Genomic DNA, 15,017 nt, shown 5'->3' with positions numbered 1-15,017 from the left:
GGGGCTTTTTTATTGGCCCAACTCTCCGTCATTCCGGGTTCGGTGCTGCGCACCGCCCCGGAATGACGGGAGTGCGGATTGCGTCGCGCCCGTCTAGACGCCACAATAACCCTCAACCGCTCCCCCAAAAACGCGTCGGAGGACACCATGGGAACCAGCATCACCTTCAAGCGCCCGGACGGCAAGGACGCCTCGGGCTATCTCGCCAATGCCGCGCGCGGCAACGCGCCGGGCGTGGTCGTGATCCAGGAATGGTGGGGCCTGTCGGACCAGATCAAGGGCCTGTGCGACCGCTTTGCGCTGGCCGGCTTCGACGCGCTCGCGCCCGATCTCTACAAGGGCAAGGTGGTGCCCTATCACGACACGGACAGCGCCAACAAGGAGATGAGCTCGCTCGACTTCATGGACGCCACCACGCAGACCGTGCGCGGCGCCGCGCAATATCTGGCGGGCAACGGCGCCAAGGTCGGGCTGACCGGCTTCTGTCTCGGCGGCGCCGTGACCATCATCGGCGCGACCAAGATCCCGGAGCTCGCGGCCGGCGTCGTGTTCTACGGCATCCCGCCCGAGCAGGCGGCCAAGCCCGCCGACGTCAAGATCCCGCTCCAGGCCCATTTCGCCAACAAGGACGATTGGTGCACGCCGGAGCTGGTCAATGGCTTCGAGAAGGCCATGAAGGCCGCCGGCAAGTCCCTGGAGCTGTTCCGCTATGACGCCGAGCACGCCTTCGTCAACGAGCAGCGCCAGGCCGTGCACGACCGCGAAGCCGCCGAGCTCGCCTGGGGCAGGGCGACGGAGTTCTTCCGCAAGCACCTGGGGTGATGAGGAAGAAGGCAGCCGGCATGCCGACCTCGTCTTTCTCGCACCGCCTCGTCGGCCGGATCGTGCGAACGATCGTGGCCGCCGTCGGCGTGCTCCTGGGGGCGGCGACTCACGCAACGGCGCAGCAGGCCTTCGTGACGCTGCACGGCGATCCCAAGAAGGAGGCCTGGTGGCTCATTGCGGATTTCCATCCGTTCACGACCGAGGTTCGCGGCATTCCCGCGAACCAGATCCGCAAGAGCTGGTGCAAGGCGACCGAATTCCGCAAGGACCTCATTCCCAGGGACTTGCTCTTCGAGGACGGCACGGATGCGATGGAGGAGAGTAAACTGTCCTTCGCGATCGAAGGCCAGTTCGACGGGACGGCCACCAGACAGGTCGCGTTGGTCGGCGTCTTCCAGGAATGCGCAGGTCCGAAGGGCAGGTTCATCCTGATCCTGGACCAGCCGACCGTTGGGACGCCAAATATCCGCTTTGTGAGCGCGGTGCACGAGGACCGTCAGTTCGGTGTCTTGCAGAAGGGAAAGGACAGCAGCATCGTCGTCTTGACATGCATGCAGTGCGACGACTTTTCGATCCTGAAATGGGATCGGAGGAAGCGCAAGTTCGGCCGTCAGCCTGACCCCGGCGTGCAATAGTCGGCAACTCGGCTCCCAACAAGCGGCTCTTGACGCCGCCCGCGGGCCATGGTGAGTATCCGCCCCATGAGCACCGCCGTCCGCCCAGCCCGTCTTTGGTGGCGCACCTCCTGAGAGGTGGCCGGTGCGATTTCTTTTCTTAAAATCGTCTGAGGTCGCCAGCACAGCGCGGCGGCCTGATCGTTTGTCCTGTGTGGCGTTCCCTCGGCAAGTCTCGTAAGAGGACCCCATGAACAGGACAGTCTTCGCCCTCCCGGCCAGAAGCGACTACATGACCCGCGCGGGTCTTGCGATCACGCGCGTGGCGGAGCAGTTTACCGGCGGCGCCAACAGGCTCGACGACCTCGTCAGTCTGCTCGACCGCCGCCGCGGCGTGGTGCTGTCCTCGGGCACGACCGTGCCTGGGCGCTATGAGAGCTTCGACCTCGGCTTCTCCGATCCGCCGCTCAAGCTCGAGACTGTGGGCGTCAACTTCAAGCTGGAAGCGCTGAACGAACGCGGGCAGGTCCTGATCGCCTTTCTCGGCGACGTCCTGCGCGAGCCCTGCGTCGTGATCTCCGAGCGCACCGCTTCGCGTCTTGCCGGCCACATCATCCGCGGCGATGCGCCGGTCGAGGAGGACCAGCGCACGCGGCGCGCCAGCGTGATGTCGCTGGTGCGTGACCTCGTCGCCGCCTTCTCGGCCAATGACGACGGGCTGCTCGGCCTGTTCGGCGCCTTCGCCTACGATCTCGTCTTCCAGATCGAGGACCTCGTGCAGAAGCGCCCGCGTGAGGCCGACCAGCGCGACATCGTGCTCTATGTGCCCGATCGCCTGCTGGCCTATGACCGCGCCACCGGGCGCGGCGTGGTGCTCTCCTACGACTTCGCGTGGAAGGGCAAATCCACCGAGGGCCTGGCGCGCGAGACCGCCGACAGCCCGTACTTGAAGACGCCGCGCCAGGGCTTCGCCGATCACGCGCCTGGCGAATATCAGGCCACCGTCGAGACCGCGCGCGCGGCCTTCGCGCGGGGCGATCTGTTCGAAGCCGTGCCGGGGCAGCTCTTCGCCGAGCCCTGCGACCGCTCGCCCGCAGAAGTGTTCCAGCGGCTCTGCGTCATCAACCCGTCGCCCTATGGCGCGCTGATGAATCTCGGCGAGGGCGAGTTTCTCGTCTCGGCTTCGCCGGAAATGTTCGTGCGCTCGGATGGTCGCCGGGTCGAGACCTGCCCGATCTCGGGCACGATCGCGCGCGGCGCCGACGCGATCGGCGATGCCGAGCAGATCCGCCAGCTGCTGAACTCGGAAAAGGACGAGTTCGAGCTCAACATGTGCACCGACGTCGACCGCAACGACAAGGCACGTGTCTGCGTGCCCGGTACCATCAAGGTCTTGGCGCGCCGCCAGATCGAGACCTACTCAAAGCTGTTCCACACCGTCGATCACGTCGAGGGCATGCTGCGCCCCGGCTTCGACGCGCTCGACGCCTTCCTCACCCATGCTTGGGCGGTGACCGTCACAGGCGCGCCAAAGCTCTGGGCGATGCAGTTCGTCGAGGATCACGAGCGCTCGCCGCGGCGCTGGTATGCGGGGGCGATCGGCGCGGTCAATTTCGACGGCAGCATCAACACCGGCCTCACCATCCGCACCATCCGCATGAAAGATGGGCTTGCCGAGGTGCGCGTCGGCGCGACCTGCTTGTTCGATTCCGATCCTGCCGCGGAAGACCGCGAATGCCAGGTCAAGGCTGCCGCGCTGTTCCAGGCGCTGCGCGGCGATCCGCCGAAGCCGCTGTCGACCTTTGCACCCGATGCCACCGGCTCGGGCAAGCAGGTGCTGCTGATCGACCACGACGACAGCTTCGTGCACATGCTCGCCGACTATTTCCGCCAGGTCGGCGCCAGCGTCACCGTGGTCCGCTATGTGCATGCGCTCGACATGCTCAAGCAGAAGAGGTGGGATTTGCTGGTGCTGTCGCCCGGCCCGGGCAGGCCCGAAGATTTCGGGATCAGGAAGACCATCGATGCGGCGCTGGAGAACAAGCTGCCGGTATTCGGCGTCTGCCTCGGCGTGCAGGCGATCGGTGAATATTTCGGCGGCGAGCTCGGCCAGCTCACCCATCCAGCCCACGGCCGCCCCTCGCGGGTGCAGGTTCGCGGCGGCCGCCTGATGCGCAATCTCCCGAACGAGATCGTCATCGGCCGCTATCATTCGCTCTTCGTCGAGCGCGACAGCATGCCGGAGGTGTTGTCGGTCACCGCCAGCACCGAGGACGGCGTGGCCATGGCGCTCGAGCATAAGACCCTGCCGGTGGCCGGCGTGCAATTCCACCCGGAATCGCTGATGTCGCTCGGCGGCGAGGTGGGGCTGAAGATTGTTGAGAATGCGTTCCGGCTGGATGCTGGGGCGAGTTGAGTGCAGAATATTTCCCCTCGTCATTCCGGGATGGTGCGCCCGCACCAGACCCGGAATCTCGAGATTCCGGGTTTGATGCTGACGCATCGCCCCGGAATGACAACTGAGATGAGACCCGAATGACTTTTGACCACGACATCAAGGCGAGCGTCCGCACCATTCCCGACTATCCCAAGCCGGGCATCATGTTCCGCGACATCACGACCCTGCTCGCGGACGCGCGGGCGTTCCGCCGCGCGGTGGACGAGCTCGTCAACCCCTGGGCCGGCAACAAGATCGACAAGGTTGCCGGTATGGAGGCGCGCGGCTTCATCATCGGCGGCGCGGTGGCGCACCAGCTCTCGGCCGGCTTCGTGCCGATCCGCAAGAAGGGCAAGCTGCCGCACACCACCGTGCGCATCGCCTATTCGCTGGAGTACGGCATCGACGAGATGGAGATGCATGTCGACGCGATCCAGCCTGGCGAGCGCGTCATCCTGGTTGACGACCTCATCGCCACTGGCGGCACCGCCGAGGGCGCGGTGAAGCTGCTCCGTCAGATCGGGTCCAACGTCGTCGCCGCCTGCTTCATCATCGACCTGCCCGAGCTCGGCGGCGCCGCCAAGCTGCGCGCCATGGACGTGCCGGTGCGCACGCTGATGACGTTCGAGGGACACTGAGAGGCTGCCGCGATCCTTAGATCGCCTCGGCGTTCAGCTCGGCCCGCCAATGCAGCAGGCGCTCCTTCAGGAGCGCGTTCCTGACATAGGCGGTCTCCTCGTCGTCCAAACGCTCGCATTCGCCAAAGGTCAGGCCGGCCTCGCCATGCGCATTCCAGGCAGCCTGGAGGTTGTGGCAGATGTGGCTGCCCTGGCGCAGCGAGAACCAGATGCGGTTCTGAATCGTCTCCAGGTTCGACGCCTGGCCGACCCAGGCCTGCCCCGACGCCGCGCAGCGCACGGCGTAGATGCCCGCAATGGTCTTGCGCTCCTTGTAGGCGGCGATTGCTGCTTTCCGGTCGATGCTCACGGGTAACAAGCCCTGCTAAGGGGATATCGATGCCCGCCTCAATAAGCCGGCTCCAGCTCGCCGTCAATATTATCCGGGTAAAATAATTGTACCTCGGTGTGGCGGAGTGGGGCGGCCTCGCTTCCCCCGTCATTCCGGGCGCGCATCAGCGCGAACCCGGACTCCATTGCGCGGGTCGCCTCTGCGGCTCGATGAATTCTCAGGTGCGCAAGTGGGTACCATAGCTCGCGACTTCGTCGCGCCCCGGAATGACATCTCTCAGGATCGCTGCAGGATCAGGCTGAGCTCGAGCTCGCGGAACGCGATGTAATTTCGCCGGGTCCACTGATGCAGCTCGGTGGAGTGGTCCTTCTCCTGGCGCAGATAGCCGGTGAAGGAGAAGCTCAGCCGGTCGATATAGGTCTTGAGGAAGCCGGGTAGCGCGGGCAGGCGGAACAGTCGGCCGCCTGCCATCGCGGACGGCAGCTCGCCGCGCATGACATATTCGTTGTCCACCGTGATCAGGTTCATGCGCGGGATCTGCCCGCGCAGCATCTCATGGGCGCGGGCCGAGGCGCGGTCGGTGTCGGCGACGAACAGGATCTGCAGGGCGACATGGCGGCGCGCCGCCTCCTTCAAGAGGCCGATCTCGTCGGTCATCTTGAAGAACTCGTCGAAGGCGTGGAAGCCGAGGTCGATCACCTTGGCAACGCCGTCATCGAGGATGACGCGGTCCATCAGCTGCATCTTGCCGTAGGTGTCGATCACGTCCGCGGTTTCCGTGACCTTCGGCAGATAGTCGAGCAGAGACGGCTCCTTCAGGTTGACGTCGAAGGCTGCGACGTTGCCGTTCTTGAGCAGCAGGAATTCGCTCAGTAGCCGCGCCAGCAGGGTCTTGCCGACCTGCGGGCGGGGCGAACAGATGATGTAGACGGGTGTCGCGGGCATCGACAGCTATATCAGGCCAACTCACCACCCAATCCAGCCGTATCCGCCCGGGCTCCGCAACTATTTTTCGCTGTTGCGGGTCGCGGGCTTCGAACCGACGATGTCGGTCAGCCGGATGCGGTCGAACTCGCTCCAGACATTGGCCAGCCAGTGCCGGACATAGCCGCGCAGCACGAAGGAGTAGTTGGCGGCCTCGTCGTTGATGCCCTTGTTGGCGACGAATTTCAGGAACGGGACGGAGGAGACCTCGACCTGCTCATAGGCCATTTCGTTGAGCTTGGGGATGGTCAGCTCGGTCGCGTCCTTGATGCGGTGGAAATAGGAATTGTAGGTCGCCTGGTCCCACTGGAAGAACTGGGTGTCGTTGATGAAGTTCTTCACCAGGAAATATTTCGCGCCGCCCATGAAGCCCGCGGTCTCGGCGATCTCCTCCAGCGAGGCGATCGAGGGGCCCAGGATGTGGAACACGGCAAAGGTGATCTGCCCGGCCTTGGCGGCATCGAGGAAGCCGATGTCGCGCAGCGAAGCCAGGGCCGGCGAGAGCAGGCCGGCGCGGACGTCGATGACGGTCACCGACGGGCTCACCGCATTGAGCGTGTCGAAGATCTTCATCTGGTCCGCCGTCGTCGTCATGTCGACGATCTCGGTGATATCGGGGTGGAAGCGCTTCAGGGTTCCGCGCGGGGACTCCGTGTCGAACGCGCGGGTCGGCACGTTGTTGGCTGAGAAATAATCGAGCAAGGTCCGCGACACCGTGGTCTTGCCGACCCCGCCCTTGTCCGCGCCCACCACAACCACTGCCGGCTTTGCCATTGCTGTCCCCTAACGCGCGCCCCCGATCGCGAGGTCGCAATCGGCCAGGCCCCAAATCGATGTCCCAAAGATGGTCCCAAGTCTGCTGTTGGGCGCGAACATGGCAGAAACAAGGGAGAATTCAATTCCTTGGACCGCAGTTGCGGCAATTCCCTTGGTTTTTCCCGATCACCGGGAAAACCGCCGCGTGTAGCGGTAAATCACGCGCTCAATGGCGGCCCCAAGGTCCCATCGCATTGCCCGCCGGAGTTCCTGAAGGGCCTGGGGCCGGCACGGGCGGCGATCCAGCCGGGTTGCCCGCGTCGTTCCACGGCCCGTGCGGCAGCGGCGGCTGCGCATCCTGCGGGTTGGCCTGTGCCTCGGGTTGTTCCGTCTCGGGTTGATCCGTCTCTTCAGCGGGGTCTGGCAGCGGACCGGGGTCGTGGCCGCCGGCGAACTTGACCAGCGCATCGACCCGGGACTGCACCGAGGGATGGGTCGCGAACAAATCGGCAAAGCCCTCGCGCGGATTGTCGACGCAGAGCTCCATCACCGCCGAGGTCGCGCCAGGCAGCTCGCCGCGGCCCTCGATCTTGCGCAACGCCGAGATCATCGCGTCAGGATCTTTCGTCAGCTCGACGGAGCCAGCGTCGGCGAGAAATTCGCGCGACCGCGACAATGCGAGCTTCACCACCTGGGACAACAGCCAGGCCACCACGATCAGCACGACCGCGATGATGATCACGATCACCGCCCCTCCGCCGGAGTTCTTGCTGTCGCTCGATGACGAGGACGACCGGGACGAGGAGGAGCCCGAGGACCACGAGCCACCGGAGCCGGAGCTCCAGTTGAAGTTCGTGAACAGGCGGAAGAACAATTCGCCGAAGAAGCCGACCACGCCGGCGATGATGACGGCGACGACCATGAGCTGCACGTCGCCGTTCTTGATATGGGTCAGCTCGTGGCCCAGCACCGCCTCGATCTCCTTGTCGTTCAGCGCGGCGAGGAGGCCGGTGGTGACGGTGATGGAATATTGCCGCGGATTGAGGCCGGTCGCGAACGCGTTCAGCGCCGGGCTCTCCATGATCTTCAGCTTCGGCATGGTGATGCCGCGCGAGATGCAGAGGTTTTCCAGCAGATTGTAGAGCCGCGGCTCCTCCTGCCGGGTCACGTCGTGGCCGCCGGTCACGGCGTCGATCATCGACTGGTGGAAGAAATAGGCGATCATGACCCAGAGCGCCGCCGCGATCGTCGCGAACGGTGCGGCTTTGAGCAGGTCGGTGAAGGCGCGGCTCAGATAGTAGGCGACCGTGCCATTGCCGTCGATGACGACCTCGGCGACCAGTGCGCCGGCATAGACCAGCACGTAGACCAGCATGAACAGGCCGGCGAGCAGCAGCATCGAACGAAACTTGTTCGAGGCAATGTGCGTGTAGAGACCATACGCGGCCATGGCGCGTCTTTGTCAAAGTCCGTCGTTCCGGGGCGCGCCGAAGGCGTGAACCCGGAACCTGGAGATTCTCTGGTGCGCAATTGCGCACCATAGTTCGATGCTACGCATCGCCCCGGAACGACGGAGGAAAACGATCGGCATGCGAGGCAATCAGAACTTCACCTGCGGCACCGTCTCGACCTCGGTACGGCTAGCGCCGAGATCGAAGAAGTCCTTCCTGGTGAAGCCGAACATGCCGGCGAACAGCGCAGCGGGCATCTGCTGGATTCCGGTATTGTACTCCTGCACCGCGTTGTTGAAGAAGCGGCGGCTCGCCGCGATCTTGTTCTCGAGGTCGGAGAGCTCGCTGGCGAGCTGCTGGAAGTTGGCGTTGGCCTTGAGGTCGGGATAGGCCTCCGACAGCGCGATCAGCCGGCCGAGCGCGCCGGACAGCTGGTTCTCGGCTGCGGACACCTGCGCAGGTCCCTGCGCCGACATCGCCGAGTTGCGCGCCTTGATGACGTCGTCGAGCGTGCCGCGCTCGTGCGACGCATAGCCTTTTACGGTCTCGACCAGGTTCGGGACCAGGTCGTGGCGCTGCTTGAGCTGCACATCGATATCGGCGAAGGCCTGGCCGACGCGCTGGCTCAGCGCCACCAGGCGGTTATAGGCGCTGAAGGCGAACAGCACGAGGACGACGATGACGCCGAGAACGATCCAGCCGGTCGACATGGAGAACTCCTGAAGAGGGAAGAAGACGGGCGCTAGGGTAGACCAAATTGGCGCAGGATGAGAGCCCGACGCAGAGGGAAGGTAGGACTTGGTCTGACCGGGAGCCATCCGAGTTCAAGGCGAAAGCCCTCAAACGAGGTTAACTTTCGGCAAGGACGGCATCGCCCCAGCGCCAGCGCCGGGCACGTGCATAGGCCGTCTTGTCGCGGCGGGGCACCTTCGCGAGTTCAACGCCGCCCTGGCTGCAGAGCCTTGCCGTGATCTCGGCCTTGCCGACATCCGGCGGGGCCAGCACGCGCGCCGCGCGCGTTGCGGGTGGTGTGCGGGTCAAGCCGACGTAGATGAAGCGCTCGTCCTCGAACGGCACCTCGGCACCCTTGATCTGGCGGTGTGCCTGGGAGCGCGGCAGACGCTGGCTGAAATGGCACCAGTCGGGCGCGCTGAGCGGGCACGGCCTTTCGTGCGGACAGGGTGCGGCGACGAAAGCGCCGGCCGCAATCAATTGCTGGCGCAGTGCGAGAATGCGGGCGTAGCCGGCGGGCGTGCCGGGCTCGATCACGACCAGCGCGTGGCGCGCCTTCGCCCACATCGCCTCGGTGAGCGCGCGCCGATCGGCCTCGTTGAGCTCGCCGATGACGTAGCTGGCAACGACGAGATCGGCTTGTGACACCTCGGCGAGGTTACCGCTGGCATCCCCCGGCAGATAGCGACACTCCGCGAGGCGCGAGCTGCCGCGTGCCAGATCGAGCGCGAGCCGGCTCAGGCTGGCGTTGGCGTCGAGCAGGGTAACGTCTTGCAGCGACGGAAAGGCTTCGGCGGCGGCCCAGCTCGCGGTGCCCGGGCCTGCGCCGACGTCGAGCAGCGTTTCGGGGGCGAGATCGGGTGCGATCTCGGTCAGCGCATTCAGGCTGGCTGCGACGGCAGCGTAGGTCGCCGGCATGCGCGCCAGCGCATAGGCGAGCGCATCGGCTTCCGACTTGATCGTGCCGGAGCCGCCGCCGGCGCGATAGGTGGTCGAGATTTTCTGTGACCGTTGTGCCGCATCAGTGCGGGAGAAGCCCTGAAGCTTGGCGTCGAGAGCAGCCTTCAGTTCGACGGGGAGGGTGGGGGCGATCATTCCGCCGCCGTCATTCCGGGGCGCGCGGAGCGCGATCCCGGAATCTGGAGATTGTAGCGCGAGATTCCGGGTTCTCGCGTTGCGACCCCCGGAATGATGCCGGAGCGATCACGCCACGTTCTGGTCGAGAATGTCGACGGCCTCGGCAAGGCTCACCGACACGAGCTGCGACACGCCGCGCTCGGCCATGGTGACACCGAAAAGGCGGTTCATCCGCGCCATGGTGATCGGGTTGTGCGTGATGATGATGAAGCGCGTGTCGGTCGAGCTCGTCATTTCGTGGAGCAGGTTGCAGTAGCGCTCGACGTTGTGGTCGTCGAGCGGCGCGTCGACTTCGTCCAGCACGCAGATCGGCGAGGGGTTGGTGAGGAACACCGCGAAGATCAGTGCCATCGCGGTCAGCGCCTGCTCTCCGCCCGAAAGCAGCGACAGCGTCTGCGGCTTCTTGCCCGGCGGCTTGGCGATGATTTCGAGACCGGCTTCCAGCGGATCGTCGCTCTCGATCAGGTGCAGCGCGGCCTCGCCGCCGCCGAACAGCTCGACGAACAGGCGCTTGAAGTGGTTGTTGACGACCTCGAACGAGGTCAGGAGCCGCTCGCGGGCCTCTTTGTTGAGGCTCTGGATGCCCTGGCGCAGTCGCTTGATGGCTTCGACCAGGTCGTCACGCTCGGTGACGAGGCCGGTGTGCTGGGTCTCGACCTCGCGCAGCTCTTCCTCGGCGCGCAGGTTGACTGCGCCCAGGCGCTCGCGGTCGCGCCGCATCTTTTCGAGGTCTTCCTCGATGTCGTGCAGCGGCGGCAGCTCGGCGCCGGGCTCGATCTCGGCGAGGCCGGCGACGGCCTGCGGCTCGACCTCGAGCATGTCGCGGATCTCGCGCTCGACATCCTCGAGCCGGCGCCGTGCGCCTTCCATGCGCTCCTCGGCGCGGGCAGTGGCCTCGCGGGCGCTCGACAGTGCCTCGAGCGTCAGCTTGGCGACGCGATCGGTCTCCGCCATCGCGCTTTCGGCGGTGGCGAGCGCGTCGGCGGCCATGCGGCGGTCGTTCTCGGCGTACTCGATCTCGGTGATCAGCGCGCTGCGCTTTTCCGCGAACACGGCCGGCGCGTTTTCGAGCTCGCTGCGTTCGATCGTGAGTTCGGCGATACGGGCCTGGATGGTGTCGATGTGGGAGGCCGCGCTCTCCTTGCGATTCTGCCACTCGGTGCGCTCGGCGAGGATCGCTTGCACGCGGCGGTCGGCGAGCTCGGCTTCGCGTGCCAGCGCCTGTGCCTCGGCGCGGACCTGGGCGGCCATGCGGCGATGGCCTTCGATGTCGCTGCGGACGGCGGCGAGACGCGTTTCGGTGTCCTCGCTCGACGGCAGCTCGGAGATGCCGGCTGCGGCGTTTTCATACGCGGCTTCGGCCTCGGCGCGGTCGGCGGCGAGACGGCTGTGCGCTTCCGACAGCGTCGCCTTGCGCGCGGCGTGGCGGCCGATCTCGCGCTCGGCGGTGGCATGGCGCTCACGCGCGACGTTGAGCTCGCGCTGCGCGGCGCGCCAGGCTTCGCGCGAGGCGCCTTCCGTGCTGGCCGCCATCTGCAGCTCGGACTCGGCGTTCTCCAGCGCCTGCCGCTTGATCTGCGCGTCGATGCGGGCCTGCTCCAGCTCGTTCTCGATATCGACGAGGCGGGCACGCTCGGCAAGGCGGCGTGCCGCACCGGTCGGGGCGTGAGCCGCGGCGACAAAGCCGTCCCAGCGCCAGACGTCGCCCTCGGGCGAGACCAGCCGCTGGCCGGTCTTAAGCTGCGAGACCAGCTCAGCGCCGCGCTCGCGCGGCACCACGCCGATCTGCGCCAGGCGGCGCGCCAGCTCGGCCGGCGCCTGCACGTGATTGGCGAGCGGCACGACGCCTTCGGGCAGCGCCGGATCGCCTTCGGTGTGTCCGACATTGGTCCAGCGCATCGGCGCCGACGGGTCGATCGGCGCATCGAGATCGTCGCCGAGCGCGGCGCCGATCGCCTTTTCAAAGCCCTTGTCGACGTTGATGCCGTCGATGATCGGCGGCCACAGATTCTTGGTCTCGCCATTGACGATCTTGGAGATCGTGCGCGCCTCGGTCTCGAGCCGCTGCACGCGCTTGTCGGCCTCGACCAGCGGCGAGCGGGAGGATTCCAGCGTCTGGCGCGCGGCCACGTGCGCGGCCTCGCTCGCCTGTGCCGCGGCTTCCGACGCGGCCAGCGTCTGCTCCGCGGTCTCGACCAGAGCGGTCAGCTCGTCCAGATCGCCGAAGCCGCCGGTCTCCTGCGCAAGCTTCTGCTCTTCGGCCGCCACATTCGCGATTTCCTGGTCAAGCCGGGCGAGCTTGTCGCGGTGAGTGCGGACGTTGGCCTCGAGCTGGTTGCGCTTGGCGGTGAGGTCGGCGAGCGCGGTGGTGAGCTCGGCGAAACTCTGCTCGGTTTCGGTGAGCACCGCCTCGGCTTCGGCGACGCGTTCGTCGACGCCGGAGCGCTTCTCGACGCGCGACTTGATCTCTTCCTTCAGCTCGGCGTCTTCTGCGTCGAGCCGCTGGAGGGCGACGTCGGCGTCCATGGTCTGCTGCTGGGCACGGGAGATGTCGCCTTCGAACTGCGCGAGGCGCCGCTCGAGCTCGGCGACGCGCTCCTTGGCGCGCTCTTCCTCGCGGTCGAGCAGCTCGCGGGCATTGGTCAGGCGCTGGAGCCCGGCTGCGGCGCGTGCCTCGGCGTCGCGAAGGGCCGGCATTTCGGCGGCGCGGATCGCCTGGATGCGGGCGGCTTCGGCCTGGTGCTGGGTGCGCTCGGCCATCTCGCGCACCGCGAGGTCGTGGGTCTGCCCGGACTCATTGACGTCGGCATGCGCGCCGATCCAGCGCAGATGGTACAGCGTGGCTTCGGCCTTGCGGACCTTGGCTGCGACCTCGCGATAGCGCACCGCCTGGCGGGCCTGCTTCTTGAGGCCTTCCATCTGGCCCGCGAGCTGGCCGATCACGTCCTCGACGCGGGTGAGGTTGGTTTCGGCCGCCTTCAGCCGCAGCTCGGCCTCGTGACGGCGGGCGTGCAGGCCGGCAACGCCGGCGGCGTCTTCCAGCACGCGGCGGCGCTGTTCCGGCTTGGCCTGGATGATCTCGCCGATCTTGCCCTGGTGGACGAGAGCCGGCGAGCGCGCACCAGTGGCGGCGTCCGCGAACAGGATCTGTACGTCGCGGGCGCGCACGTCGCGGCCGTTGATGCGATAGACCGAGCCAGCCTCGCGCTCGATGCGGCGGGAGACTTCCAGAAGCTGGCTGTCGTTCATCGCCGCGGGCGCGGTGCGATCGGCATTGTCGATCGTCATCGTCACTTCGGCGTGGTTGCGCGCGGGACGGTTGCCGGAGCCGGCGAAGATCACCGCGTCCATGTCGGCGGCGCGCAGCGATTTGTACGAAGTCTCGCCCATCGCCCAGCGCAGCGCTTCGACGAGATTCGACTTGCCGCAACCGTTGGGACCGACCACGCCGGTCAGGCCGGGCTCGATGACGAAGTCCGTGGGCTCAACAAAGGACTTGAAGCCGTGAAGGCGCAGGCGGGTGATTTTCATAAGCACGCATCTCTGTTGGCAGGCGCGAATCTCCCTGCCGGGACAATACCATGGAAGGCAATGTCGCTGTCTGGGTGAGTCGCGCGAGGCGGCTCATGCGGCTGGACAATGGCCGCGGTGCGCCGCGAGGGCAACCAGCGAAAGCCGCTTTTCCCAAGGGATTTGTGCCGGGAAGGATGCGGCTCCAGATGCGCGAATCAGGATTGTCGCGTGCGAATCAGCTCTTGAGCAGCGGATTGATCTTCTTGGCGAATTCCTCGAACGAGGCCTCGCCCTTGATCTTCTCGCCGTTGATGAAGAAGGTCGGCGTCGAATCGACCTTCAGCACGTCGCTGGCATATTTCTGGTCGGCGGCGATCTTGTCGAGAAGCGCCTGGTCCTTCAGGCAGGCCTCGACCTGCTGCTGGGTGAGGCCGGCCTGCTTGCCGATCCGCGTCAGGGTCTCGGTGGTGTTCTTCAGCACCCAGTCGTTCTGCTGGCGGAACAGCATGTCGGTGACCGCGAAATATTTCGGCGCGTCGCCATTGGCGATGCAGCGCGACAGCATCGATCCGGCGGCGGCTTTGATGTCGAGCGGGAACTCGCGGAAGATGTAACGCACCTTGCCGGTGTCGATGTATTCCTTCTTGATCTTCGGGAACACCTGCTCGTTGAAGGCGGCGCAGTGCGGGCAGGTCATCGAGGCGTATTCGGTGATGGTCACGGCGGCATCGTTCGGCCCGAGCGCCATGTCGGGCAGGGACACCGGCTTGGCGACATCGGCGGCGGACTGCGCCATGGCTTCAGGGATCATGGCCTCGGAGACGAACCGCAGCGGCGAGAGCCCGGTGAGCGCGGCAAGCCCGGTCAGCGACAGCATCGTGGTGAAGGCGCGGCGGGTGATGATCAAGGTCGGCTCCCGGGATTGGCAAGGTTCGTCCGAGGTTCCCGCCCGGACGGCCTGTCGCTAGCTTGAAACGTCGATTGAGGCAATGGCGAGCCGCGCGGACGGGTCCAGTTTGGCGGCGGAATGAGGCTCAATTTCGCTTGATGGCGGCCCCGAGCCGGGCCAGCGCCGACTTGAGCTCGTCATCTTCAATGCCGCCCAGGCTCTCCGCCACCTTGGCGACGCTCTTGGGGTCCGGCGGGCCGGGCCGCACCCGGCGCCGGGCGCGCGACAGAGGGGCCTGGCGGAAGGCGAGCTTGCCGACCGCGTTCCAGCCGAAGAAGCGGTTGACCCGCTCCAGGATCACATCGGCGGAGTGCTGGATCTCCAGCGCCATCGGTCCCTCGACCCTCAGCACCAGGACCGCCGGCTCCTGCGGCTGACCCTCCACCGGGCGCGGCCATTGCATCTTGAGCGGCTCGGCATGGGCCGCGATCTCCGGCCCCGCGATCTGCGCCCACCGCGTCACCAGCTCGCGCGCGGCAAAGCCCTGCTTGGCATAGGCCTCGGCGAAGACGTCGTCGACGAGGATGCCGAGCGGCTTGGCGCTGATGGGACCGAGCTTGGGAGGGAATTTGGACATGGTGACCTTATAGCACCGTGCGCGGCGCCTCAGGAACTGCTGACGTCATGGCCTGGCATTGTCCCGGTCATCT

The 15,017-nt window shown here is 66.1% G+C and carries 13 protein-coding genes; 4 read left to right on the top strand and 9 right to left on the bottom strand.

Annotated elements, in window-relative coordinates:
* The first annotated feature begins 147 nt into the window (after positions 1–147).
* From ACM42_RS03705 to ACM42_RS03690, 4 genes are all read left to right on the top strand, one after another.
* Positions 148–822, top strand: a complete 675-nt coding sequence (locus tag ACM42_RS03705) for a dienelactone hydrolase family protein (RefSeq protein WP_271526650.1) — start codon at positions 148–150, stop codon at positions 820–822.
* A complete protein-coding gene (locus ACM42_RS03700; protein ID WP_271526649.1) occupies positions 822–1,460 on the top strand; it encodes a hypothetical protein in 639 nt (212 codons plus the stop codon). Before ACM42_RS03705 ends, ACM42_RS03700 begins: the two co-directional genes overlap by 1 nt.
* Positions 1,461–1,689: 229 nt before the next feature.
* Complete coding sequence (locus tag ACM42_RS03695; RefSeq protein ID WP_271526648.1) at positions 1,690–3,855, top strand: anthranilate synthase component I; 2,166 nt, start codon at positions 1,690–1,692, stop codon at positions 3,853–3,855.
* Positions 3,856–3,974: 119 nt separating this feature from the next.
* Complete coding sequence (locus ACM42_RS03690) at positions 3,975–4,514, top strand: adenine phosphoribosyltransferase (RefSeq protein ID WP_271526647.1); 540 nt, start codon at positions 3,975–3,977, stop codon at positions 4,512–4,514.
* Between the two features lie 16 nt (positions 4,515–4,530).
* Here the strand turns inward: ACM42_RS03690 and ACM42_RS03685 are convergent, their stop codons facing one another.
* From ACM42_RS03685 to ACM42_RS03645, 9 genes are all read right to left on the bottom strand, one after another.
* Positions 4,531–4,863 carry a GIY-YIG nuclease family protein gene (locus ACM42_RS03685; RefSeq protein ID WP_271526646.1) on the bottom strand — a complete coding sequence of 111 codons (333 nt, stop codon included), beginning with the start codon at positions 4,861–4,863 and terminating at the stop codon, positions 4,531–4,533.
* 258 nt (positions 4,864–5,121) lie between these two features.
* A complete protein-coding gene (locus ACM42_RS03680; RefSeq protein WP_271526645.1) occupies positions 5,122–5,790 on the bottom strand; it encodes a hypothetical protein in 669 nt (222 codons plus the stop codon).
* A 60-nt stretch (positions 5,791–5,850) separates the two neighbouring features.
* The gene (locus tag ACM42_RS03675) at positions 5,851–6,603 is read right to left on the bottom strand and encodes a hypothetical protein (protein WP_028179390.1); all 753 of its coding nucleotides are present in this window, start codon (positions 6,601–6,603) and stop codon (positions 5,851–5,853) included.
* A gap of 208 nt (positions 6,604–6,811) precedes the next feature.
* Positions 6,812–8,035 (bottom strand): M48 family metallopeptidase, encoded by a 1,224-nt coding sequence (locus tag ACM42_RS03670; protein ID WP_271526644.1) that lies wholly within the window; start codon positions 8,033–8,035, stop codon positions 6,812–6,814.
* Between the two features lie 150 nt (positions 8,036–8,185).
* A complete protein-coding gene (locus ACM42_RS03665) occupies positions 8,186–8,746 on the bottom strand; it encodes a LemA family protein (RefSeq protein WP_271526643.1) in 561 nt (186 codons plus the stop codon).
* Between the two features lie 139 nt (positions 8,747–8,885).
* Positions 8,886–9,863: a small ribosomal subunit Rsm22 family protein gene (locus tag ACM42_RS03660; RefSeq protein WP_271526642.1), complete on the bottom strand. Its 978-nt coding sequence runs from the start codon at positions 9,861–9,863 to the stop codon at positions 8,886–8,888.
* 108 nt (positions 9,864–9,971) lie between these two features.
* Positions 9,972–13,436 (bottom strand): chromosome segregation protein SMC, encoded by a 3,465-nt coding sequence (gene smc / locus ACM42_RS03655; RefSeq protein WP_271526641.1) that lies wholly within the window; start codon positions 13,434–13,436, stop codon positions 9,972–9,974.
* A 217-nt stretch (positions 13,437–13,653) separates the two neighbouring features.
* On the bottom strand, positions 13,654–14,325 hold the full coding sequence (locus ACM42_RS03650; RefSeq protein ID WP_271526640.1) for a DsbA family protein: 672 nt from the start codon (positions 14,323–14,325) through the stop codon (positions 13,654–13,656).
* A gap of 127 nt (positions 14,326–14,452) precedes the next feature.
* The gene (locus ACM42_RS03645) at positions 14,453–14,944 is read right to left on the bottom strand and encodes a DUF721 domain-containing protein (RefSeq protein ID WP_271526639.1); all 492 of its coding nucleotides are present in this window, start codon (positions 14,942–14,944) and stop codon (positions 14,453–14,455) included.
* Positions 14,945–15,017 lie beyond the last annotated feature (73 nt).

It is taken from the genome of Bradyrhizobium sp. CCBAU 25338 (assembly GCF_028128965.1).
Classification (GTDB): Bacteria; Pseudomonadota; Alphaproteobacteria; order Rhizobiales; family Xanthobacteraceae; genus Bradyrhizobium; species Bradyrhizobium liaoningense.
Note: the sequence above shows the minus strand (reverse complement) of the source record. Positions and strands in the feature narration are given on the sequence as shown.

Bases quoted from the DNA above. Each gene is read 5' to 3' on its own strand.
- ACM42_RS03705 (WP_271526650.1), top strand. From the start codon at position 148: ATGGGAACCAGCATCACCTTCAAGCGCCCGGACGGCAAGGACGCCTCG.
- ACM42_RS03700 (WP_271526649.1), top strand. From the start codon at position 822: ATGAGGAAGAAGGCAGCCGGCATGCCGACCTCGTCTTTCTCGCACCGC.
- ACM42_RS03695 (WP_271526648.1), top strand. From the start codon at position 1,690: ATGAACAGGACAGTCTTCGCCCTCCCGGCCAGAAGCGACTACATGACC.
- ACM42_RS03690 (WP_271526647.1), top strand. From the start codon at position 3,975: ATGACTTTTGACCACGACATCAAGGCGAGCGTCCGCACCATTCCCGAC.
- ACM42_RS03680 (WP_271526645.1), bottom strand. From the start codon at position 5,790: ATGCCCGCGACACCCGTCTACATCATCTGTTCGCCCCGCCCGCAGGTC.
- ACM42_RS03675 (WP_028179390.1), bottom strand. From the start codon at position 6,603: ATGGCAAAGCCGGCAGTGGTTGTGGTGGGCGCGGACAAGGGCGGGGTC.
- ACM42_RS03670 (WP_271526644.1), bottom strand. From the start codon at position 8,035: ATGGCCGCGTATGGTCTCTACACGCACATTGCCTCGAACAAGTTTCGT.
- ACM42_RS03665 (WP_271526643.1), bottom strand. From the start codon at position 8,746: ATGTCGACCGGCTGGATCGTTCTCGGCGTCATCGTCGTCCTCGTGCTG.
- ACM42_RS03660 (WP_271526642.1), bottom strand. From the start codon at position 9,863: ATGATCGCCCCCACCCTCCCCGTCGAACTGAAGGCTGCTCTCGACGCC.
- smc (WP_271526641.1), bottom strand. From the start codon at position 13,436: ATGAAAATCACCCGCCTGCGCCTTCACGGCTTCAAGTCCTTTGTTGAG.
- ACM42_RS03645 (WP_271526639.1), bottom strand. From the start codon at position 14,944: ATGTCCAAATTCCCTCCCAAGCTCGGTCCCATCAGCGCCAAGCCGCTC.